Origin of the sequence: Demetria terragena DSM 11295, assembly GCF_000376825.1 — a bacterium.
Classification (GTDB): domain Bacteria; phylum Actinomycetota; class Actinomycetes; order Actinomycetales; family Dermatophilaceae; genus Demetria; species Demetria terragena.
Window position 1 is genome coordinate 1 of the sequence record NZ_AQXW01000001.1, and the last position, 21844, is coordinate 21844.

Annotated in this window: 20 protein-coding genes; 5 read left to right on the forward strand and 15 right to left on the reverse strand. The window is 64.8% G+C overall.

Annotated elements, in window-relative coordinates; all coding sequences use genetic code 11:
* The 4 genes from F562_RS17470 to F562_RS0100020 form a co-directional block, all read right to left on the reverse strand.
* The coding region (locus tag F562_RS17470) for an Ig-like domain-containing protein (protein WP_169333347.1) at positions 1–1637 on the reverse strand (1637 nt) is incomplete at its 3' end.
* Between the two features lie 209 nt (positions 1638–1846).
* Positions 1847–2590 (reverse strand): succinate dehydrogenase/fumarate reductase iron-sulfur subunit, encoded by a 744-nt coding sequence (locus tag F562_RS0100010; RefSeq protein ID WP_018154855.1) that lies wholly within the window; start codon positions 2588–2590, stop codon positions 1847–1849.
* The gene (locus tag F562_RS0100015; RefSeq protein ID WP_018154856.1) at positions 2587–4566 is read right to left on the reverse strand and encodes a fumarate reductase/succinate dehydrogenase flavoprotein subunit; all 1980 of its coding nucleotides are present in this window, start codon (positions 4564–4566) and stop codon (positions 2587–2589) included. Before F562_RS0100015 ends, F562_RS0100010 begins: the two co-directional genes overlap by 4 nt.
* Before the next feature lie 27 nt (positions 4567–4593).
* Entirely contained in the window at positions 4594–5295 is a 702-nt protein-coding gene (locus tag F562_RS0100020; RefSeq protein WP_018154857.1) for a succinate dehydrogenase cytochrome b subunit, read from the reverse strand.
* Positions 5296–5395: 100 nt separating this feature from the next.
* On the opposite strand from F562_RS0100020, the gene F562_RS17475 reads away from it, so the two are divergent.
* The gene (locus F562_RS17475; protein WP_018154858.1) at positions 5396–6739 is read left to right on the forward strand and encodes a CoA transferase; all 1344 of its coding nucleotides are present in this window, start codon (positions 5396–5398) and stop codon (positions 6737–6739) included.
* Between the two features lie 233 nt (positions 6740–6972).
* On the opposite strand, the gene F562_RS0100030 is transcribed toward F562_RS17475, so the two are convergent.
* Together F562_RS0100030 and trpS are read right to left on the reverse strand one after the other, a co-directional pair.
* Entirely contained in the window at positions 6973–7521 is a 549-nt protein-coding gene (locus tag F562_RS0100030; RefSeq protein ID WP_018154859.1) for a 2'-5' RNA ligase family protein, read from the reverse strand.
* On the reverse strand, positions 7518–8528 hold the full coding sequence (gene trpS, locus F562_RS0100035) for a tryptophan--tRNA ligase (protein ID WP_245553586.1): 1011 nt from the start codon (positions 8526–8528) through the stop codon (positions 7518–7520). The genes F562_RS0100030 and trpS overlap by 4 nt, the downstream gene beginning before the upstream one ends.
* Positions 8529–8675: 147 nt before the next feature.
* On the opposite strand from trpS, the gene F562_RS0100040 reads away from it, so the two are divergent.
* On the forward strand, positions 8676–10334 hold the full coding sequence (locus tag F562_RS0100040) for an AMP-binding protein (RefSeq protein ID WP_026180858.1): 1659 nt from the start codon (positions 8676–8678) through the stop codon (positions 10332–10334).
* Positions 10331–11167 (forward strand): acyl-CoA thioesterase, encoded by an 837-nt coding sequence (locus tag F562_RS0100045; protein ID WP_018154862.1) that lies wholly within the window; start codon positions 10331–10333, stop codon positions 11165–11167. The genes F562_RS0100040 and F562_RS0100045 overlap by 4 nt, the downstream gene beginning before the upstream one ends.
* On the opposite strand, the gene F562_RS17480 is transcribed toward F562_RS0100045, so the two are convergent.
* Positions 11066–12076, reverse strand: a complete 1011-nt coding sequence (locus F562_RS17480; RefSeq protein WP_018154863.1) for a LysR family transcriptional regulator — start codon at positions 12074–12076, stop codon at positions 11066–11068. The genes F562_RS0100045 and F562_RS17480 overlap by 102 nt on opposite strands.
* Positions 12077–12143: 67 nt before the next feature.
* Here F562_RS17480 and F562_RS0100055 point away from each other — a divergent pair, with 67 nt between their 5' ends.
* Positions 12144–13043 carry a LysR family transcriptional regulator gene (locus F562_RS0100055; RefSeq protein WP_018154864.1) on the forward strand — a complete coding sequence of 300 codons (900 nt, stop codon included), beginning with the start codon at positions 12144–12146 and terminating at the stop codon, positions 13041–13043.
* On the opposite strand, the gene F562_RS0100060 is transcribed toward F562_RS0100055, so the two are convergent.
* From F562_RS0100060 to F562_RS0100080, 5 genes are all read right to left on the reverse strand, one after another.
* The gene (locus F562_RS0100060) at positions 13022–14350 is read right to left on the reverse strand and encodes an MFS transporter (RefSeq protein ID WP_018154865.1); all 1329 of its coding nucleotides are present in this window, start codon (positions 14348–14350) and stop codon (positions 13022–13024) included. The genes F562_RS0100055 and F562_RS0100060 overlap by 22 nt on opposite strands.
* Positions 14351–14488: 138 nt before the next feature.
* A complete protein-coding gene (locus tag F562_RS0100065; protein WP_018154866.1) occupies positions 14489–15481 on the reverse strand; it encodes a Gfo/Idh/MocA family protein in 993 nt (330 codons plus the stop codon).
* A 25-nt stretch (positions 15482–15506) separates the two neighbouring features.
* Positions 15507–16055, reverse strand: a complete 549-nt coding sequence (locus F562_RS0100070; protein ID WP_245553587.1) for a hypothetical protein — start codon at positions 16053–16055, stop codon at positions 15507–15509.
* Between the two features lie 81 nt (positions 16056–16136).
* Positions 16137–16934 carry an HAD-IIA family hydrolase gene (locus tag F562_RS0100075; protein ID WP_040385032.1) on the reverse strand — a complete coding sequence of 266 codons (798 nt, stop codon included), beginning with the start codon at positions 16932–16934 and terminating at the stop codon, positions 16137–16139.
* A gap of 11 nt (positions 16935–16945) precedes the next feature.
* Complete coding sequence (locus F562_RS0100080) at positions 16946–18163, reverse strand: NADP-dependent isocitrate dehydrogenase (protein ID WP_018154869.1); 1218 nt, start codon at positions 18161–18163, stop codon at positions 16946–16948.
* A gap of 265 nt (positions 18164–18428) precedes the next feature.
* Here F562_RS0100080 and F562_RS0100085 point away from each other — a divergent pair, with 265 nt between their 5' ends.
* The gene (locus F562_RS0100085; protein WP_018154870.1) at positions 18429–19139 is read left to right on the forward strand and encodes a TetR/AcrR family transcriptional regulator; all 711 of its coding nucleotides are present in this window, start codon (positions 18429–18431) and stop codon (positions 19137–19139) included.
* Here the strand turns inward: F562_RS0100085 and F562_RS0100090 are convergent.
* The 3 genes from F562_RS0100090 to F562_RS0100100 all read right to left on the reverse strand — a co-directional run bounded on the left by F562_RS0100090 (position 19098) and on the right by F562_RS0100100 (position 21837).
* Positions 19098–19673: a hypothetical protein gene (locus F562_RS0100090; RefSeq protein ID WP_018154871.1), complete on the reverse strand. Its 576-nt coding sequence runs from the start codon at positions 19671–19673 to the stop codon at positions 19098–19100. The two genes, F562_RS0100085 and F562_RS0100090, sit on opposite strands and share 42 nt — an antisense overlap.
* A 140-nt stretch (positions 19674–19813) precedes the next feature.
* Positions 19814–20572 (reverse strand): cysteate racemase, encoded by a 759-nt coding sequence (gene cuyB, locus F562_RS0100095; protein ID WP_018154872.1) that lies wholly within the window; start codon positions 20570–20572, stop codon positions 19814–19816.
* Positions 20569–21837: a carboxylate--amine ligase gene (locus F562_RS0100100; protein ID WP_026180864.1), complete on the reverse strand. Its 1269-nt coding sequence runs from the start codon at positions 21835–21837 to the stop codon at positions 20569–20571. The genes cuyB and F562_RS0100100 overlap by 4 nt, the downstream gene beginning before the upstream one ends.
* Between the last annotated feature and the right edge of the window lie 7 nt (positions 21838–21844).

Here is a 21844-nt window from a genome sequence, read left to right on the forward strand (position 1 = left end):
TCCACCGGCGTAAACGTCACATCACCGTTCGGCTCCACCGTGAACGTACCCACATCCGGAACCGTCACCGTGTCAGTCGGGTCACCGTTCTCATCCAACAACGTGGTCTCACCAGGAACAATCGGTGTATCACCCGCAGTGTCGTTCTCCGACGGCGTCAACGTCACCGGAGTATCCAGCGGCGTCGTCTCCTCATCCGGGTTCGCCACCGGCGGGACAGCATCCTGCGGAGTCACCGTAATAGTGACCGTCGAATCAGCCGTCTCGCCGTTCTCATCCGTGATCCGATAGGGAACCGGAGTCGCCTCACCCGTGAAATCAGGAAGCGGAGTAAACGTCACAACACCCTGATCATTCACCGCGTACGTGCCCTCACCCGGCACCGTCAACTCATCAACGGGGTTACCAGCCGGGTCGAGCAACGTCGTCAGCGCGGGATCGATCGGAGCAGAACCCGCGGTGTCGTTATCCAACAACGGCACATCCACCGGAGTGCCCTGCGGGGTGGTGTCCGAATCCGGGGTCGCCACCGGCGGGTCAACTGCCGTCGGAGTCACCGTCACAGTCACCGTCGAATCAGCAGTCTGGCCCTGCTCGTCAGTAATTCGGTAGGGAACCGCAGGCGTCTCACCGGTGAAGTCAGCCTCTGGTGTGAACACCACATTGCCCGTGTCATCGACCGTGAACGTCCCGACTCCGGGATAAGTACGCGTGTCGACCGGGTTGCCCGCGGCGTCCAACAGCGTTGTCAAAGCTGGGTCAATCGGCGACGTGCCCGGGGTGTCGTTCTCGAGCAGCGGGACCGTGACCGGGGTGTTCTGCGGGGTCGTGTCCTCATCCGGGTTAGCCACCGGTGGCGCGGGCTCGGCCGTCGTCACGAATCGCTGGGGAAGGAAGTTCAGGGCGTCCCTGGGGAAGGTGCTGACGAAGTTGCGAAGGATTGCACGACCTACCAGGCCGCCCTGAGTTCCCCCAGCAGAGCGGATCGAAATGCCCGAGGAGTGTTCGGTGACGGCACCGCCGCCACCGGTGTCGACCCAACTCACGCGGGTCGTACCGTCTCCATTGTCGGTCGCAGTGAAGTCGACACGACCAGTCGGATCTCCGAACCGAATATCCATGTCAGCCGGCGCGATCCGGTTGTTCTGCGTGTCGAAGGCTTCAATGTCAACCTGGCCGGTCCTGCCGTCCAGGTCGGAGATCGAGAAGAAGGACGTGGTGACAGTGCCGTTCTCAACACTGGTGTCTTCAGCGATGTCGAGGATGTCCCCACTTACCACTGCAGCGGGCCCTCCCGGCTCGTACGCGATTCCGTTACCGGTCGCACGCGTCAACGCGGTGCCGCTCGTGGTAATCGAGCCGCCCGTCGCGCTGGAGACAAACTGGAACGGGCGATACGTGCCGTTCCCGGTCTGGGTCTGGGAGCCTCGGTTAGTAGCCCCCTCATAGATCTCAGCTGCCTGCGCAGCACTCTGGAGCGCCGCAAAACTCGAGACGACCAACGTGACGATCGCTGCGAGGCGGGTCAGCCACACTGCACCCGGCCACGCCCGGGAGCCACGGCGGGCATCAGGCCCAGGATCTCGCTGATTCCTTGTGATCGGACCGCCCTCGGGCCCTGATCGCGCACCACTCATATCTTCTTCCCTTACCACAGATGTCGGTTATCCAGCGCCCGTTCAGACGCTACCCAGCAAGCGACAAAGTAGTAAGGATGCGCAGCACGCAACAAGACTTCAGTTGCTAATCCGTTCCATTAGATCCTGAAACGTTATGAAGCGTCCGGCATGGGAGATGCGGCGCGGCGGAGGTGCCCAGCTAGGTCTCGATGGCTCAAGTAGCCGAGTTAACGCTGCGACTTCCTCGAACTACGGAAGTCAGCGTTGAGCGTGGAGATCACGTCGAGCGGAATCTCCTTGGGGCAGGCCGATGAGCATTCGCCGATATTGGTGCAGCCGCCGAAGCCCTCGAAGTCGGCCTGGTTGACCATCGACACCACGCGCGAGTCACGTTCGGGCTGACCCTGCGGTGTCTCGCCCAGGTGGGTCACCTTGGCACCCATGAACAACATCGCCGACGCGTTGGGACACGCTGCGACGCAGGCACCACAGCCAATGCACTTGGCGGCCTCAAAGGCCCGGTCAGCGTTGGCCTTCGGGACCGGCACGGAGTGGGCCTCCGGCGCGGCACCGGTGTTGACCGAGATAAAGCCGCCCGCCTCGATGATGCGGTCGAACGCCGAACGGTCCACGACCAGGTCGCGCACGATCGGGAAGGCTTCGGCCCGCCACGGCTCGACGGTGATGGTGTCACCGTCGGTGAAGGACCGCATGTGCAACTGACAGGTCGTGGTGACCTCGGGACCGTGGGCCTCGCCGGAGATCATCAGGCCGCACATTCCGCAGATGCCCTCGCGACAGTCACTGTCGAAGGCCACAGGTTCATCGCCTCGACCGATGAGCTGCTCGTTGAGGACGTCAAGCATCTCCAGGAAGGACATGTCGTCCGTGACGTCTTCGATCGGGTACGTGACCAGCTCGCCCTGGGCGTCCGGGCCGGTCTGTCGCCAGATTTTGAGGGTGAACTTCACTTGTAGCTCCGCTGCTTCAGCTCGATGAACTTATACGTCAGGTCTTCCTTGTGGAGCGTCGGCACCAGCGCGCCGGTGTCCTCGTCACCACCGAAACCCCACGCCGCGACATAGGCGAACTCGTCGTCGTGGCGGAGCGCTTCGCCATCCTCGGTCTGGCTCTCCGCCCGGAAGTGGCCGCCGCAGGACTCGCGGCGGTGCAGCGCATCGATGCACATGAGTTCACCGAGCTCGAGGAAATCGGCGACGCGGCCAGCCTTCTCCAACGACTGGTTGAGGGTGTCAGCGGCGCCGAGCACGCGCACATTGCGCCAGAACTCTTCACGAAGGCCACGGATAAGGCCAATCGCTTTACGCAGGCCCTCCTCCGAGCGTTCCATGCCGCAGTACTCCCACATGACGTGGCCGAGCTCTTTGTGGAAAGAGTCAACGGTGCGTTCACCGTTAATCGACAACAACGTGTCAATGCGCTGCTGCACCGACTGCTGCGCCTCGATGACCTCCGGCGCATCTTCCGCGACCGGCTCGAACGGACCATCGGCGAGGTACTGCCGGATCGTGTTCGGGAGCACGAAGTAGCCATCGGCCAGGCACTGCATGAGCGAAGAGGCGCCCAGGCGGTTAGCACCGTGATCGGAGAAGTTGGCCTCGCCGGCCGCGAACAATCCCGGGATCGTGGTTTCCAGGTCGTAGTCGACCCACAGCCCACCCATCGTGTAGTGCACGGCCGGGTAGATACGCATCGGGACCTTGTACGGCGACTCCCCCGTGATGCGCTCGTACATGTCGAACAGGTTGCCGTACTTCTCCGACACCTGCTCCTCGCTCATCCGCGCCAGCGCCGAGGAGAAGTCGAGGTAGACCCCGCGGCGAAAGTCGCCGACGAGCGGGCCGACACCGCGGCCCTCATCACAGACGTTCTTGGCCTGACGCGAGGCAATGTCGCGCGGCACCAGGTTTCCAAAGGCCGGGTAGATCCGCTCCAGGTAGTAGTCGCGGTCTTCCTCGGCGATGTCGCGCGGGTCCTTGTCGCAATCTTCACGGTTCTTCGGCACCCAGATACGGCCGTCGTTGCGCAACGACTCCGACATCAGCGTCAACTTGGACTGGTGGTCGCCGCTGACCGGGATGCAGGTCGGGTGAATCTGCGTGTAGCACGGGTTGCCGAACAGCGCGCCCTTGCGGTGCGCCCGCCACGTCGCGGTGACATTCGAGCCCATCGCGTTGGTCGACAGGAAGAAAACATTGCCGTAGCCGCCGCTGGCGAGGACGACCGCGTCGGCCAGGTGGGTCTCGACCTCACCGGTCACCATGTCGCGCGCGATGATTCCGCGGGCCTTGCCGTCCACGACGATGACTTCGAGCATCTCGTGCCGGGTAAACGACTGGACCGAGCCGGCCGCGACCTGCCGCTCCATCGCTTGATAGGCACCGATCAACAACTGCTGGCCGGTCTGGCCCGCCGCGTAGAAGGTACGAGCCACCTGAACACCACCGAAGGAGCGGTTGTCAAGCAGGCCGCCATAATCGCGGGCGAACGGCACGCCCTGCGCGACGCACTGGTCGATGATGTTGGTGCTGACCTCGGCGAGCCGGTAGACGTTGGTCTCGCGTGAGCGGTAGTCGCCACCCTTGACCGTGTCGTAGAAGAGGCGGTACGTCGAGTCGCCGTCGTCGTTGTAGTTCTTGGCGGCGTTGATACCACCCTGCGCGGCGATCGAGTGAGCTCGGCGCGGGCTGTCCTGATAGCAGAACGTTTTGACGTTGTAGCCCGCCTCGCCCAGCGTTGCCGCCGCGGCGCCACCAGCCAAGCCAGTGCCGACGATGATGACCGACAACTTCCGACGGTTGGCCGGGTTGACCAGTCGGTTATCGAACTTGGCCTGTGTCCACATCTTCGTGATGTCGACATCGGGAGCCTTGGTGTCGCGGATTGGCTCGCCCTTGCGGTAGAGCCCGTCGACCAGTGAAGTCATGTTCTCGCCTCGTAGTTCAGTAGGCACTTAGTTGATGACGTCGAACAAGATGAGTAGCGGTGGTAGCGCGAAACCGCCAGCGATCACGACCGCTGTCACGGCTCCTGCGGCCTTCCAGACCCGGCGGGAGCCCGCGGACGTGGTCAGCCCGAGCGTCTGCACGGCGCTCCACACCCCGTGGTGCAGGTGCATCCCCAGCGCCACCATCGCGGCGAGGTAGATCAGCGTGACCCACCAGACCTCAAAGGACTCTTGCACCAGGGCGAACGGATTGTTGGTTTCGCCGCCGGTGACGTTGATCTTTGGCGCCGTGAACTGCAGCAGGTGGAAGACCAGGAAGAGCAGCAAGGTCAGCCCACCCCAGCGCATCGTGCGCGAGGTCACGGCGGATTTGCTCTTCTTCACGGCATATTTCTGCGGCCGTGCCGCACGGGCACGCCGCGTCAGAGCGACCGCGGAAGCCACGTGTGCGACCAGCGCGACGATGAGCCCGACGCGCAGAATCCAGAGCAGCCCGGAGTACGGCAGCATCGGCTCACCGATGGTCCGCAAGTGCTCGGCATAGTCGTTGAAGGATCGCTGCCCGGACAGCAACTTGAGGTTGCCGTACATGTGGGCGGCCACGAAACCGATGAACGCGACCCCTGAGACCGCCATGAGCGTCTTCAGGAAGATCGTGGTCCCCTGTTTCGACGTCCGTTGCGCCGCGGAAAGGGTGTTGGTAGCCACGAGGGCACAATACTGCGGACCATCCGTCATACCGTGGTGAGGCAAACCTCACTGAGTGCCGCGAGAGAAAAATTCTCCTCTCCGCCGACACACTGGCTCCATGACGATGACCTGGCCTCTCCTGCACGCTGGCGATGACGGCCCCACGGTGGAGGTCCACGGCCCGCGACGATGGTGGGGCGGCGTCCTCGACGTCGAAGGACTCGCCGTGGGGTCGGTCGCCAGCGCGGTCTCGGCCATCTCGGCTCTGTGCAGCACAAACTTGCCTTGGCCGATGCGCGTGGAACGCGTCGCTGCGTCGTTCACGTCGATCACTGCCCTATCAATCGACGGTGTGCACCCGCCCGGATTCGCCGAAATGTCCGGCTTCTATCGCACTGCGGACGGCTGGATCCGCGTTCACGCGAACTACCCACATCATCGCGAACGGCTTCAGCAGGCGCTGAGCGCCACGACGCGTGATGAGATCCAGGCCCGGCTCGGCGAGATGTCATGCAGCGACGCCGAGCGCGAGATCCGGGCCGTTGGCGGCATCGCCGCCGCGGTCCGGTCCCGCGCCGCATGGGTGGCCAGTGAGCAACACCGGGCGAACCGGGACCGTCCATGGATCTGCTTCGAGGAGTCCACTGACACCAACACCAGGGCAGCATGGACCCCTCGGAGTGACCATGAGCTGCCGCTGTCCGGGATGCGTGTCCTCGACCTCACCCGCGTCATCGCCGGGCCGTCGGCGACTCGCTTCATGGCCGCGCTCGGCGCCGACGTGCTACGCGTCGATCCGCCCCACCTGCCCGAGTTGCAGGATCAACACGTCGATACCGGATTCGGCAAACGTTCGGCGCTCGCTGACCTACGCCGCCCGGAATCGGTGGACCAGGTGCACGAGTTGCTGACCCGGGCAGACGTACTGTTCCTCGGCTACCGCCGCCACAGTCTGGCTGCGGCCGGCCTCACCGCCGAGCAGTTGCGCGAGCGCCACCCGCACCTCGTCGTGGTGACCCTCGACGCCTGGGGGTCGTCCGGCCCGATGGAGCACCAGGTCGGCTTCGACAGCATCGTGCAGGCCGCGGTTGGTATCGCCGACGACTACCGCAAGCCAGACGGGTCTCCAGGCGCGCTCCCGCTTCAGGCGCTCGACCACGCGAGTGGCTACGGCATGGTCACTGCCGCCGCGCAACTCCTCGCGGCTCGCGCCCGGGGAGAGGGCGCAGGCTCGGCCCAACTGTCCCTCGCGCGAACGGCCGACCGGCTGTACGCCATGACGGCGCCAGATGCAGCTATCGAGTCGCTACAGCCGGTCGAGACGTTCCGGGTCGACAGTGCGTACGGGCACCTTGAGTTCGTGCCACCCCCTGTCGACTTGCCCGACCGGCCACTGGCGTATCCGTCGCCGCCGAGCCGCTATGGCGCGGATGAACTCGGCTGGAGACCTCGGACGAGGTGAGGCACGGAGGTGGGGTTTCGATACGCCCGCTCGTTCCTCACGGGCTACTCAACCAGCGGATTCTGGCTCGTTCCTCACGGGCTACTCAACCAGCGGATTCTGGCTCGTTCCTCACGGGCTACTCAACCAACGGATTCTGGCTCGTTCCTCACGGGCTACTCAACCAACGGATTCTGGCTCGTTCCTCACGGGCTACTCAACCAACGGATTCTGGCTTGTTGCTCACGGGCTACTCAACCAGCGGGATCTTCAGGGCCAAACGCGAACCGCTCGACCGGACGCCAGACCTGGTCATCGCCGTGCCGGTACAGGTCGAAGCCATCCACCTCGAAGGCGCACCGGAACGTCGCGAGCGCCTCGAAGGCCCGATCGAGTGCTGCGTCGGCCAAGCCCTGCGCGATCGTCACGTGCGGGTGGTAGGGAAACTGCAGCTCTCGGGAGACCGGGCCGCTACGCACGGCCGCCTCGAGTCGTTCGCAGTGCCCGATTCCCTCGGCGACAGCCACAAAGACCACCGGGGAAATCGGGCGGAAGGTGCCGGTGCCTTGCAACGTCATCCGGAACGGCTCGGCTCCGGCCGCCACCGTGCGCAAATAATCGTCCAACTCGGGCATCGCGTCGACTGCCACCTCGGTCGGCGGCATCAGCGTCACGTGCGTGGGTACGGCATCAGCCAGCGGGTCCCCCGCGTGGTGGCGCGCAGCCTGCAACTGGTCGCCATACGGGCTCGGCACCGGAATGCTGACCCCAACGGTGTGCACTCCCCCAGAGCGCGCGTTCACCGGCCGAGGGGCACGAAGCCCACTGCGTCGTAGACACGGGCCAAGGTCGCGCCCGCGACCTCTCGTGCGCGTTCAGCGCCACGGGCCAGATGCGCGTCGAGTTCGGCAGGGTCGGCGAGCAAGTCGTCGACGCGTTCCTTGAATGGCGCCTGGACCACTGCGACTTGCTCGGCCACTTCGCCCTTGAGCGCGCCGTATTTGTTCTCGCCGGCAAAACGCTCGACCAGCGCCTCGATGCTCTCGCCCGACAACGCGGAGTGAATCCGCAACAGGTTGGCGATTCCGGGTTTTGCCTCCGGGTCCCACCGCACGTCGTTGTCGGTGTCCGTAACGGCCGACTTGACCTTCTTCGTGTTGGCCTTGGTGGTGTCCAGCATCATCAGATTTCCGGACTGGTTCTCGGCGGACTTGCTCATCTTGGCCGTCGGCTCAGCCAACGACATGACCTTGGCGGTCTCCGCGGGGATGTGCGCCCGCGGCACGACAAAGGTGTCGCCATAGCGCGCGTTGAACCGCTGCGCCAGGTCGCGGGTGAGTTCCAGGTGCTGGCGCTGGTCTTCCCCGACCGGCACCGCCTCGGTGTTGTACAGCAGGATGTCGGCTGCCATCAGCATCGGGTACGTGAACAACCCGACCGTGGCGGCGTCCTGACCGCCTTTGGCCGATTTGTCCTTGAACTGGGTCATCCGCGCCGCTTCGCCGAAACCCGCCAGACAGTTGAGTACCCACGCCAGTTGTGAGTGCTCGGGCACGTGGCTTTGCACGAAGACCGCTGAACGCTGCGGGTCTACACCCCCAGCGATGTACTGCGCGGCGGTGACGCGGGTCCGCTGGCGCAGGTCAGCCGGATCCGGACCGACCGTCAGCGCGTGCTGATCGACCACACAGAAGTAGGCCTCGAAATCTTCCTGCATCCGCACCCAGTTCACCTGGGCTCCGAGGTAGTTGCCGAGGTGGAGCGAATCATGGGTGGGCTGCATGCCCGAAAGGAGGCGAGGTCGCGACATGGAGGGGATTGTGTCAAGAGCGAACTCGGCGGTGCCATCGCCCTCACCTATATCCCGCATCACAAGTTCCTTCTTTACGAGGAGGCACCTCACCTGCTTCAGTCAAGCCACCACCGGAACACGCTGGTGGCGGCAGGAGGCCGAGTAGTGAGTTGGTTCGACGAACGCCCATGGACTGCTTTACGTCCGGCCGATGCCCCGACGCCGGGGCCCGCGCCGCCCACGACCCTCGACCTGTTGAGCGCGGCAGTGGCAGAGCACGCCGCCGAGCCTGCGCTGCGCTATCTCGGGTCGACCGTGACCTACGCCGAACTGGATGAACTCACCGACGGTGTTGCGGCGTACCTGAAGTCCGAAGGCTTCGCTCCCGGGGAGCGCCTTGGGCTCTATCTGCAGAACGTCCCCCAATTCGTCATCGCACTGTTTGGCGCGTGGAAGGCCGGCGGGGTGGTGGTGCCGTTGAATCCGATGTATCGCGACGAGCTGGACCACATCCTCACCGATTCGGCCGCTACCGCGATCGTGTGCGGTGACAAGGAATGGGCCGAGCACGTCGGTGAGCGCGCGCGGGCTGCCGGGGTACGCATCGGGATCACGACCAGCCCGCTCGATCTGCAGGTCGGGGACGACCCTCGTCTGTTCGCCGGGAGAGAACGGGTCCAGACCTCATGCGCCGATCTGCTCGAGGTGGCCCGGGCCAAAAGCGGATCGCCCGTCGCCGCACCAGATTTACAGCCCTCGACCCCGGCGCTCATCTCCTACACCTCGGGAACCACCGGCCGTTCCAAGGGGGCGGTCAACACCCACCACAATCTCACCAGCAATGCCTCGATGAGCCGTCGTTATACGGCCGCGGAAGCAGGGCCCATCCTCGCCCTCGCACCCCTGTTCCACATCACCGGAATGGTCGCTCAGGTGCTGACGGCCGTCGACCACGGCGTCGAACTGGTGCTCGCCTATCGCTTCCAGGCCGCCGTCATGCTCGAGCAGATGCGGACTCATCGACCAGTGGCCATGGTCGGCCCATCGACGGCATACACCGCGATGCTCGCCCACCCCGACTGCGGCCGGGACGCCTTCGAGTCGGTGCAGACCGCGGTCTCCGGCGGCACCCCATTGCCGCCGGCACTGCTGGCGAAGGTCGAGGAACAGACCGGCCTCTACCTGCGCAACGGGTATGGCCTGACCGAGACGACGGCCGGCGCGGCGAACGTCCCGCTCGGCTTGCGCGCGCCGTACGACGCCGTGTCCGGAACACTCGCGGTTGGCCTGCCATCGGCGGAGACCGTGATCCGGATCGTCAACGACCAACGCCAGGACCTCGGCCCTCGCGAGATCGGCGAGATCGCGATCGACGGCGACAACGTCGTGCCGGAATACTGGAATCGCCCGGACGCCACGAAGGAGAGCATCCCCGACGGGCGCCTCTACACCGGCGACATCGGGTTCATGGATGAAGACGGCTGGCTCTACGTCGTCGACCGCAAGAAAGACATGATCAATGCCTCCGGCTTCAAGGTGTGGCCACGCGAGGTCGAGGACGTGCTCTACAGCCACTCGGCTGTCCGTGAGGCCGCTGTCGTCGGGGTTCCCGACACCTATCGCGGAGAGACCGTCGCGGCGTACGTCAGCCTGAGCGAAGGCCACACTCTTACCGCAGAAGAGGTCATCGACTTTTGCCGGGACCGGCTCGCCGCATACAAAGCCCCCCGACAGGTCACCGTGTTGGAGGAACTACCCAAGACTGAAAGCGGCAAGATCCTGCGACGTAGCCTGCGGAGCGTGACCGACGAGCCCAGCACATGACCTCGAGTAAGGCTGCGACCGAGACCGCCATCTCGGTGGCCGATTTGGCCCATTTGGATGAGGTCGGCACCGACGTCTTTCGGGCCCCGCCCCTCGCGACCGAACTGACGCGAACTTTCGGAGGCCAGGTGGCCGCCCAGGCAGTGGCCGCTGCGATGCGTACCGCGCCCGACCGGCGGATCAACTCATTGCATGCCTACTTCCTACGAGGAGGCAAACCCGACCAACCAGTGCGGGTCACGGTTGACCGAGTGCGCGACGGTAGGTCCTTCACGACACGGAGCGTGACCTGCTGGCAGGACGACGTGGAGATCTTCACCATGATCGCTTCTTTCCACGTCGGCGACGATGGGTTCAGCCACCAGCAGGTGGCGCCGAATGTCGTTTCACCAGAACGGATCTCGCCGGCAGGCGATACGGAACTGCCACGGAAATTGCGCGCCGAATGGGCGCTATGGGACCAGCGTCTTGTCCCGGCAGACGACGAGTCTTTTCCGCGCCGACGGCGCATGTGGATTCGCTACCGCGGCGAGATCGACGACGACCCGACAACCCACTTGGTGGGTCTGACGTTCATCAGCGATATGGGCATGGTCACCGCGGCCCACATCCAGCACCCGGATCAGCAATCCACCACGCAGAATGCCTCGCTTGACCATGCGGTGTGGTTTCACCGGCCAGCTCGAGTGGATGAATGGTTGCTGTTCGACCAGACCAGCCCGAGCGCAGAATCAGGACGAGCCTTCACCACCGCGTCGGTCTTCGACACCTCCGGAATCCTCGTGGCGTCGATTACTCAGGAGGCCATGGTCCGCAGACTCCGGACCAACTGACCCCGAGCGGCCTACCGAGGCGAGGGCGACCGCCTCCTCCTGGAAGGCTCGCGCCCACGGGCTGAGCAAGCCGGGGCGATGGACCATCGCGAGCACGAAGATGATCGTGGGCTCCATGAGCCGTACGGCGACGCCTGCCGGCGCATCGGCCACCTGCGACTCGGTGATCCAGCACATCACCCCGCCCTCGGCGATCAGCGGGAGCACCATCTGACGGTGCGTGGTGACCACTCCAAGCTGAGTCCGGCGGCCCGCGTGACGCAAGGCGGACTCGACCAGACTCCGAGACACCGCGCCAGCGTTGACCGCCACAACCGGGATGTTTGGAATGTCTTTGAACGACAAGGGATCTGGCAGCCCCGCCGCCACGGACGAAGGTAGCGCGAGATACATCGCGTCCTCCAGCAGTGGCTCGGCGACCAGCCCCTCGGCAACCCGCAATCTCCCCTCGTCGTCGGTCTGGCAATAACCCAAGCCGAGGTCGACCGACCCAGAGCGCACCAGTCGAGCAAGTTCTGCCTCGGTCACGCATTCGCGCAATCGGAAGGTCACGCTTGGGAAGCGGCGGCGTACGCGCCCGACCACGTCGGGTAGCGGCGCGTTGAATGCCTGCGGGAGGGCAGCCACCTCCAGATGCCCTCCGAACAGGCCGGCGTGCTCGGCGACCGAGGCTCGGGCGGTGGCCACATCGCGCACCAACCGACGCGCTGGCTCGATGAGTTCTCGGCCGGCATCAGTCAAGACCATGCCTCGGGAGGATCGATGGAACAACGCATCGCCCAACTCGCGCTCCAGGGTGCGAATGGACTGCGACAGGGACGGCTGAGCCAGGCCTAGCGCCGTCGCGGCACGCGCGACCCCGCCGTGGTTGACCACGGCGAGGAAGTGCTCGGTCTGTCTCAGATTCACCCGGACAACCTTCCACGGGATGGGTCGGGCTCGATGGGTCCTGGCGGGCGCGCCGTAGGATCGGTCGGTGGACTCTCGCCACCTCGCCAACTTCTTGGCCGTCTTCGATTATGGCAGCGTCACTCGAGCGGCCGAGGCACTCTATATTGCCCAGCCTGCGCTATCCCAGTCGCTGCGTGCACTGGAAGATGAGCTCGGTGTCGCGCTGTTCCGCCGCACGCCCAAAGGTATGTCGCCCACGGGCGCTGGTCAGGCCCTGGTTGGGCCCGCACGGCAGGTGCTGGCGAGCACGTCCGAGATCGATCGGCTCATGGCGAGCCTGCGCACATTGCATCGTGGTCGACTCACGCTGGCGTGTCCGACCACGCTCGCCGAAGATCCGGCCGTCGCGCTCGTGGCGCGCTACCGCAGCGATTACCCGGGCCTGGTGGTGGACATCCGCGAGCCGGACCCCGGAGAGTCCGTGGCGACGATGCTGCTCCTCGGCAAGGCCGACCTCGGGATCGATCTGCTGCCGCACCATGAGCCGCGCCTTGCCGACCTCACACTGGGCTCACGGGAGGCGGTTCTGGCGTTGGCGCCTGGTGTTGAGTTCGCGGGCACGGAGATTGATCCCCAGGCAGCCGCCGACTTGCCGTTGGTGTGCGGGGCCTCCACCAGCGCCCTGCGTGCCGACCTTGAGGCCTGGTTCGCCGCCGCTGGCTGTGCGATGACAATCGCGGTCGAAACGGATCTGGAAGACCATCTTCATCGCTTCATCGCCAGTGGGGCAGGTTCGGGGTTCATCCCAGCGGACCGCGCGGCGGCAGCGACCCAGCAGGGTTTGCGGGTGGTCAGTCCGCGTCCGCGATTGCGTCACGATTTTGGTCTTCTGTGGCTCACGTCGAGCGCCTCGCGAGCCGCCCAGGCGATGGTTGACCAGGCCCGGGCGACCACCAATCGCAATCAGGATGCGGCGATACGCTGATTCGCCTCCGCTAGCACGTCTCTGTCCCGCTCGGGATAGGCGGTGAGGTGGAGCAATACGCCACCTGCCGCGCTGGCCAGGCCGAAGACCATGAAGGCCAGGCCGTACCCCTCCACTGGCGTGTCCGCCCCATCCACCAGCATCCCTGTCAGCCAGGGCCCCACCAGGCCACCGGTCGTGTAGATCGCGACGAATAACCCCACGATCGAGGCGACCTGACGGTCCGGAGCGATGTAGGAGACGACCGCGATCATGAGTGGGAAGGCGAGCACAGCCATGCCGTAACCGACCACCACGAGTGCCAGCGGGAACGCCGAACCCGGCACGAACGGAATCGCGACGAGCATGAGTCCGCCGATGGTCATCACGACCGCCGAGATAGAGATCCGGCTAGCGCGCTCGGTCGCGCCCTTGGCCGACAACCGATCCGCCACGTACGAGCCGAGCAACATGATCGCCATGCCGGACACGCTGGGCAGGGCAAACAACAGACCCGAGTTGACCCGGCTGTATCCCAGGCCCTCTTCAAGGTAAGACGGCAGCCAGGTCAAGATCACGGCGACCTGGGCATACAACGCGAACATCCCGAGCAGCCCGCCCCAAAATGTTGGCCGCTTCATCACCATCAGCAGGGGTACGCCGCGCCGCTGTCCCTGCTTCAGCGCCGCCGCACGTGCGGCCCGCGCAGCGTAGGGACCCTCTTTGCCGATCAGCAGCCAGACGGCGGTCCAGACCAAACCGACGATGGCCATCGCGACGAAGGCGGCCTTCCAGCCCCAGGCCGCGACGATCAACGTCAGGGCAGGCGCGAGCGCGATCTTGGCGATCGACGTTCCGGAGGTGATGAACGCGGCGGGCAGTCCACGCTTCTGCGCCGGGAACCAACTGAACGCGATGCCGTTGCACATGGCCGACGCGGGCCCCTCGAAGAAGCCGAGCATCAGGCGACTGGCGAGGACACCCGCGAAGGACGCCGCGATCAACACGGGCAACTGGGCGATCGACCAGGTCACTGCGAGCACGGCTAGCCCAATGGTGAGGTGCAGTCGGTCGGCGATGAGGCTGCCGACCAGGGCGGTCACTAGGAAGGTGGCATAGAACGCCGATCCCATGAAACCGATGTCGGCGTTGGTCAGCCCGATGTCCTCGGCCATCGGCCGGGCCACGATGCCAAGCACCGCCTTGTCGGCGAAGCTGATGGCCGCGAGCAGCGTAACCATGATGGTGATGCTCCAGGCGCGTCGTGGCTCAAGGACGACCTCACCGTTCGGATCCAGCACCTCGGGGGCTTTGTCGGCGATCGCCATGAGCGCTCCTCCACATCGAGTAATGCCTCGCAAACTATGTGGTGGAGGTCACATAGGGCCAAGACGCGCCATCAGTCTCGGAGAGAGGCTGCGCTTATGGCTCTATCGGGTTGCAGAACGGACGCGATGGTCGGCTGGTCAGTAGTGCAGGCCGATCTGAGCGCGTACCTCATCCATCGTGCGCATGATGGCCAGCGACTCAGCGAGCGGCATCGCTGGCGACTCCCGCAGCCCGGCTCGAAGGCAGCGCATCACCTCAGCGGCTTCCAGGTGCAGTCCGGTCCCCGGCACCTGCTGGTCGAATTCCTCGATCACCTCGTCGTGCCGATCGATCACCCGAAAACTGGTCGGCGCATAGAAGGTCCGGTCGATCTCGATCCGTGCGTGGGTGCCATTGATTGCCGCGCGATTGCCGGTGACGGCGGCCAGCGTGCAGGTCAATACCGCCTGGGCGCCGCCCTCGTAGCGCAGCAGGGCCGAGGTCTGGGCATCGACCCCGGTGAAGGCCGGGTCGCTCACCGCGACGACTGAGGTCGGCGCGCCGAGCACCATGGAGGCGAAGGACACCGGATAGATGCCCAGATCCAGAAGTGCGCCACCTCCGAGCTTGGGGTCGAACAATCGGGACTGCGCGTCCTCCTCAAACCATTGGCCGTGCTCGGCGGTCACTGACACGACCCGGCCAAGCGTGCCCGCCTGCAGGATCTCCCGCACCCGCGTGATGTGTGGGAGGAACCTGGTCCACATGGCCTCCATCAGGAAGGTGCCGCGCCGTGCCGCCGCGTCAATCAGTTCGTGGGCCTGGGCGGCGTCCATGGTCATCGGCTTCTCCACCAACACGCCTTTTCCGGCCTCAATCGCCTGCAGGGCGACCTCATGATGAGCCGGATGCGGGGTGGCGACATAGACCACGTCGACGTCAGGGTCGTTGACCAGCGACCGGTACGTGTCGTGCTGGTTCGGGATGCCGAACTCCTCGGCGAAGCGCTGCGCCGAGTCGGCCGTACGCGACCCGACGGCCACGACGTGTGCGTCCGGGAGGTGCTGGAGGTCGCGGACGAAGGATCGCGCGATCCCACCCGTCGCGGCGATTCCCCAGCGGACAGGACGATCAGCATCTGCGGCGGTCATCCCGGCAGACTAGCGGTGCGCCTGCTCAGCCTCGGCGGACTGTCGTGACCAGGTGCGTACGGCTCGGGCTGGGCGGCACAGAGGAGAACCCGAAGCGACACGGCGGATCAACCGGCGCCAAATCGCCGAGGTCGGCATCCGCCCAGGTGCCAGTCACCGACACGACCGCATGGATGTCCGTGGCGCCGTAGCACTCCCGCCGACCGCCACCGGCAGTCCCTCGAGTTCGCACGCCCCGCAAGAACATTCGCGCGATGGGGTCGGTGACGGCACACCACGCTGGCGCGGTGGCGACCTGCCGCGGCACGAGGCGGAGAATTCGCCCGAGGGGCGTGCGCTTCCCATACCCGACGTGCACGTTCAGACTTTTAGACCGAAGGGTGAAGCCCGAGGCAACGCCCTCGAGCTCGATATCCTCGATCCGGACCTCATCGAACGTATAGGTCGCAGCCACGAAGTCGGCCACCCGCGGGTGTGGCGCGAGCAACACCCGGTGACCATCGGCGTCCTCCACCATCACGTCGGCGAAGTCTCCCCACGGGCTCTCGCGCCAGTGCCCGACGACCAAACGCACACCCGTCGTCGTGCCGACACCGGTAATGGTCCCGATGAATCGGTCACCTGTTGTCGTGGGCCGCGCCCGCCAATTCCGCACTCAGGCGGGTGCGAATTCGTCGATCAGCGGCACGACGTCCGCAATGGACTCACACACCCGCGTCGGCACGAAGGGGTGCCGTTCGACATCGGCTGGTCGCGTCGAACCACTCAGCACCAGGATCGTGCGCAGCCCAGCCTCCAGGCCGCTGACCACATCGGTGTCCATCCGGTCGCCGATCATCACCGTGGTCTCGCTATGCGCATCGATGCGGTTCAGTGCACTGCGCATCATCAAGGGATTGGGCTTGCCGACGTAATACGGGTCCACCCCCGTCGCCTTGGTGATGAGAGCGGCGATCGAGCCGGTGGCTGGCAGCGACCCTTCGGTCGAAGGCCCGGTAGCGTCCGGATTCGTGGCGATAAAACGAGCACCGGCCTCGATCAGCCGAATCGCCCGGGTGATCGCCTCGAACGAGTAGGTCCGCGTCTCGCCCAGGACGACGTAATCAGGCTGCCGGTCGGACAGCACATAACCCACGTCGTGCAGGGCAGTGGTCAAACCGGACTCACCCAGGACGTACGCCGACCCACCTGATCGCTGGTCATCCAAGAACTGTGCCGTCGCAAGCGCCGAGGTCCAGATGGCCTTCTCCGGGATATCAATGCCGGAGTTGGACAACCGAGCGCGCAGGTCGCGTGGCGTAAAGATCGAGTTGTTCGTCAGGACGAGGTAGCGCCTGCCGGTCTCTTGCAACCGAGCCAGGAAGTCAGCAGCTCCCGGAATGGCCGACTCCTCGTGCACGAGGACACCGTCCATATCCGTCAACCAGCACTCCACCGGCTTACGCGTCGTCATGGGATCCTCGCTCAGGCCATTTCCTTCTGGAGGTTTTCGTCGATGGCCGCCAAGAAGTCCTCGGTGTTGAGGAAGGCCTGATCCGGCCCGATCAGCAGCGCAAGATCCTTGGTCATCTTGCCCTCCTCGACCGTCTCGATGCAGACCCGCTCCAGCGTCTCGGCGAACTGAGTGACCTCGGGAGTCCCGTCCAACTTGCCACGGTGAGCCAGACCCCTGGTCCACGCAAAAATCGACGCGATCGGGTTGGTCGAGGTCGGCTTGCCCTGCTGGTGCTGGCGGTAATGGCGAGTCACCGTTCCGTGGGCAGCCTCCGCCTCGACGGTCTTGCCGTCAGGCGACATCAGCACCGAGGTCATCAGACCCAACGAGCCGAAACCCTGTGCCACCGTGTCGGATTGGACGTCGCCGTCGTAGTTCTTGCAGGCCCAGACATAGCCGCCCTCCCACTTCAGCGAGGCGGCAACCATGTCGTCGATGAGTCGGTGCTCGTAGGTCAAACCGAGCGCCTCAAACTTGTCCTTGAACTCGGTGTCGAACACTTCCTGGAAGATGTCCTTAAAGGCACCGTCATAGGCCTTGAGGATCGTGTTCTTGGTCGACAAGTAGACCGGCACCTTGCGCTGCAGACCGTAGTTGAGCGAGGCCCGGGCGAAGTCGCGGATTGAGTCGTTGTAGTTGTACATCCCCATGGCAACGCCACCGTCGGGTCCAAACTCGGTGACCTCGTAGGTCTGCGCTTCGCCACCGTCAGAGGGCTCATACGAGATGGTCAACTTACCGGCGCCAGGGACCTTGAAGTTCTGGGTCTTGTACTGGTCGCCGTGGGCGTGGCGGCCGATGATGATCGGCTTGGTCCACCCCGGGACCAAGCGGGGCACGTTGCTGATGATGATCGGCTCACGGAAGATCACGCCGCCCAAGATGTTGCGGATTGTGCCGTTAGGGCTCTTCCACATCTCTTTGAGCCCGAATTCTTCCACCCGGGCCTCGTCCGGGGTGATCGTGGCGCACTTGACGCCCACGCCGTATTTCTTGATGGCCTCTGCCGAGTCGACCGTGATCTGGTCGTCGGTCGCGTCGCGGCTTTCGATACCCAGGTCGTAGTACTTCAAGTCAACATCGAGGTACGGGTGAATCAGGCGATCCTTGATGAACGTCCAGATGATGCGCGTCATCTCGTCACCGTCGAGTTCGACGATCGGGTTCTTGACCTGAATTTTCTGCATGTGTGGATTGCTCCTGTGGGAACGAGGCTTTTCGGGTGGCGCGATGGGTCCGAGCACCGCTGTCAGCCTATCGTTTGGGGCTCTGCACGCTCTCAGGAGGCCATCCCTGTCGACGTTATCGACCTGATATCAGCATTGTCGCCTCCGAACTCCCCATTTCCGTCGGAGACTCGATACCCTTTCTGTGCACGGTGTTCACAGTCCAGGGCAGGGACGGAAGGAACGACATGCACTTTTCAGGCCGTCGGCCAACAGGAGGTCGACCATGACACGCGTACGTTCGGCGGGAGCCTACTCCCGCGCACAGCGCCGCCACCTTGAAACCGTTGAAGAGGTCAAGGAAATTGCGCGCGAGCGCCTTGTCGAAGATGGTCTCTCCGGACTGTCACTGCGTGCGATCGCACGCGACATGGGAGTGGTTCCGTCCGCTCTCTACCGCTACTTTCCCAGCCATGGACACCTGCTCGATGCCATCGCCGACGACGCCGCAGCGTCCATGCTCGACTACGTCGAACAGGCGATTGCAGCCCGCCCAGAAGACGACCATGTCGGCCGCTGGCTCGATGGCCTACGGGCCTACCGCCGGTGGGCGCTTGAGCACACGCCAGGCTATTCGCTCAACTTTGGCGACCTGTCCGGCGAACGTTCCGGCTCGGGGGACCCGGATGCCGTCGTGCGTCGACTCATCGAGATTATCGGCGCGGTCGTGGCGAATGCTGGCGCGGCGGGGGCACTGGACGACGTACGGATCGGCATCGTTCGCCAGTTGGTGAGCCACCTGGACGAGAACTATGACGAGAGCGAGCAGACGCCCGCACACGTCATGGCCTCGGCCTTATCTGCGTGGTCAGCGGTGCACGGCACAGTGGCCCTTGAAGTCAGCGGCCGCATCCCCGATTTGGGAATCGACCCTGACGACTACTTCGAGGCTCAACTAGTCGGCATCTCCCGCGCCATTGGCTTTCGGCTGAACTAACAACAAGCTCCGTGCCGTCTCGCTCGCTCCGCGAGCGGGACGGGCCGGGTGCGGGAAACTTAGCGCCGCTTGGACCATGGCGTACATCACCGGGAGTAACGGCACCAGAGTCGGTGCGTCGTGCTCGGCGTAGAACTCCAAGACCCATCGCGTGGCATCCGGTGCGTACCCACCGACCACGAGGATCTCAGCCATCTCACTGGAGGCCAGTCGCCGTTGCAGGGCTGCGGGCCCGGTCATCGCGTTCGCATGGAGACCGAAACCGTCGACCACCGGTCCGAGGCGTAGGTCAAATTCAGCGTCAGGCGGAGTGACGGGGCGCAGCATGTGACGGTGGACCAGATGGGGCTGGCCGGCCGGCTCATCACTAAACGCACTCCAACCGGGCAGGTCTAAGCCCTGCGCCACCAGGTCAGCCACGACGGCCAGCCGGTCGCGGGTTGAGTCGCGCTCCATCCGGTCGAGCGCATGAAGCCCGCGATGAAGAACGGCCGCGTGAAGGTGCGGATCAGGCGGTACGTCTCGTGTTGGCATGCCCCTCCTTCACATCGCCCGCCTTGACGGTACGCCCCCGCGCACTGATGTACCGGCGTTCTCACCGGAATCGTTGGGAAACCCCAACTGCGGCACACGCTATCGCCAACGTTCCACCGGCCGCTACGGACCGCCAGGACTCAGCGGGCCGCGGCGCGTCCAACGCGACGCAAGGTCTCCCTGGCCAACGACTCGACGGAGTCGACGATGCGTGCATCCCGGTGCAAGCCATGCTCGTCGTAGGCGACGGAGAGTTCGGTACATCCCAGGATGACCGTGGAACACCCGTTGGCCACCATGCCCTCGACGAGCCCCAGGAGCGACTCGATGTCGGAGGCCTGGCCCGCCTTGACCTGGTCGTAGATGAGGTGAGTGACGACACGTTGCTCGGCATCGGTCGCGTCCACCGGGACCATCCCGAGGTTCTCGAGCGCGCTGCGGTAGAGACCGGCAGCGCGAGTGCCCTCGGTTGCGAGGACACCGACGGTCGGCGGTTTTCCGGTGGCCCGCACGCGCTCAGCCGCAGCGCGTGCGGTCACGTCGACGATGTCAATCAACGGCACGCTCACCTGTTTTGACAGGCCCCGCATGAACGGGTGTGCCGAGTTGCATGGGACGGCGACGATCTGGGCACCCAGGTGTTCTAAGCGCTGGGCATCAGCCAGCAGCACCGGCGAGGGATCGGCCGCATTGGGATCGGTGAGCGCTGCCGTGCGATCAGGGGTGGTTGCGTGGCTCAGGAGAATCGCGTCGACGTGCTCTTGGTCGCTCGCCGCCTTCGTGAGCAGCGTCAGCACCCGCAGGAAGGTTGCACCCGCCAACGGGCCCATACCTCCCATGACGCCGACGACGGGGTCGGCCCAGCCCTGGTCCGGGCTCACCCGTGCATCGAAAGTCATGACGCTCTCCGCGCCTTCTTCGGCGGGTAGACCCGCAGATATTTGCGCACCTGATTGGCGCCGTAAGCCAAGACATACGCAAACCGCTTTGGGTGCGGGTCCTTGGCGTACATCATCGGGTTGGTGACCTTGCCGCGCACCACGAGCGAGGCGACCCGCCTGCGCAGGTCGGCCGACAGATAGGCCATGACCAACGGAACCGGGAGCGAGGTGTAGAGCTCCTCACCCTGGGATTCCAGCAACTCAGGTTCACCCGACAGGTCGGAACCGAGTAGGTATTCCTCGACGTAATAGCGAACCGGGTTGATCCCGCTGACGTTGACATAGAAGTTGGATCGACCCAGCCGCGGGTTGAGCTCGAAGAACTTGGTCTTACCGTCGCGCGGATCGAATTTCAGGTCGAAATTGGCAAAGCCTCGCCAGCCCACGTGCTCCAGGAGGCGCCGCGCCTCCTCGACCACGGCGTGGTCCTGACCGGTGATGATGGCGGCCGGGACCCCGAGGGTCGCGGGCAGGTGTTCTTCAAGCAGGACATCGCCGTAGGAGGCCATCCGGACCGTGCCGGTGCGATCGCAGTAGCACGTCAGGATCCGCATCCCGTCGTCCCCACCGGGAATCATGTCCTGAAGAATGAATGTCCCCGGGTAGCCACTGTCATGGACCCGCTGCATGAGGTCGTCCAGCTCAGCGCGATCGGCCGCTGTATGCACCTTTTGCTTGCCCGGAAAGTCGTATCGCTCGTAAAGGGCGCTATTGCCGGTCTTGGCAATGATCGGAAACGCCAGGCCGTCCAGCAGCGTCGTGTCGGCGAGGTGCTCTTGGTGCCGGCCGAGGTCGTACACCACCGTCGTGGGGTGGGCGATGTCGAGTTCCGCGCAGACCTGAGCGAAGGAATCCTTATCCGTCAGCCGCTGAATCAGCTCTACATCGGCGTAGGGCACGGTGAACCGCGGTTCCAGCCGATCCCGCAGGTCAACGATGCGACGTACGAGGTAGTCGGCCGAGGTCAGCAGGAGGAGCGGGCGGTCGTCGAAACGCTCGCCCAGCGAGCGCAGGTGCGCCACGAGGGCCTCGTCGTCATCGAAGTCCGCGCACCGCGACACCTCGATGATGCGACTGTTGGCCACCGGCCCGGCACCCAGCCTGGACACCGCAATCGAGACGGCTTCGTACTCCTCGTGAAAGGAACGCGCCAAGCTGTAGGTCGACGCGTCAGCCCCCAAGAGAACAGGGATGAATCGCTGGCCAGCGGGAATAGTCGTCACGAACTCA

Bases quoted from the DNA above. Each gene is read 5' to 3' on its own strand.
- F562_RS17475 (WP_018154858.1), top strand. From the start codon at position 5,396: ATGACGATGACCTGGCCTCTCCTGCACGCTGGCGATGACGGCCCCACG.
- F562_RS0100015 (WP_018154856.1), bottom strand. From the start codon at position 4,566: ATGACTTCACTGGTCGACGGGCTCTACCGCAAGGGCGAGCCAATCCGC.
- F562_RS0100060 (WP_018154865.1), bottom strand. From the start codon at position 14,350: ATGGCGATCGCCGACAAAGCCCCCGAGGTGCTGGATCCGAACGGTGAG.
- F562_RS0100090 (WP_018154871.1), bottom strand. From the start codon at position 19,673: ATGCCAACACGAGACGTACCGCCTGATCCGCACCTTCACGCGGCCGTT.
- trpS (WP_245553586.1), bottom strand. From the start codon at position 8,528: ATGTCGCGACCTCGCCTCCTTTCGGGCATGCAGCCCACCCATGATTCG.
- F562_RS0100065 (WP_018154866.1), bottom strand. From the start codon at position 15,481: ATGACCGCCGCAGATGCTGATCGTCCTGTCCGCTGGGGAATCGCCGCG.
- F562_RS0100075 (WP_040385032.1), bottom strand. From the start codon at position 16,934: ATGACGACGCGTAAGCCGGTGGAGTGCTGGTTGACGGATATGGACGGT.
- cuyB (WP_018154872.1), bottom strand. From the start codon at position 20,572: ATGACTTTCGATGCACGGGTGAGCCCGGACCAGGGCTGGGCCGACCCC.
- F562_RS0100085 (WP_018154870.1), top strand. From the start codon at position 18,429: ATGACACGCGTACGTTCGGCGGGAGCCTACTCCCGCGCACAGCGCCGC.
- F562_RS0100045 (WP_018154862.1), top strand. From the start codon at position 10,331: ATGACCTCGAGTAAGGCTGCGACCGAGACCGCCATCTCGGTGGCCGAT.
- F562_RS0100080 (WP_018154869.1), bottom strand. From the start codon at position 18,163: ATGCAGAAAATTCAGGTCAAGAACCCGATCGTCGAACTCGACGGTGAC.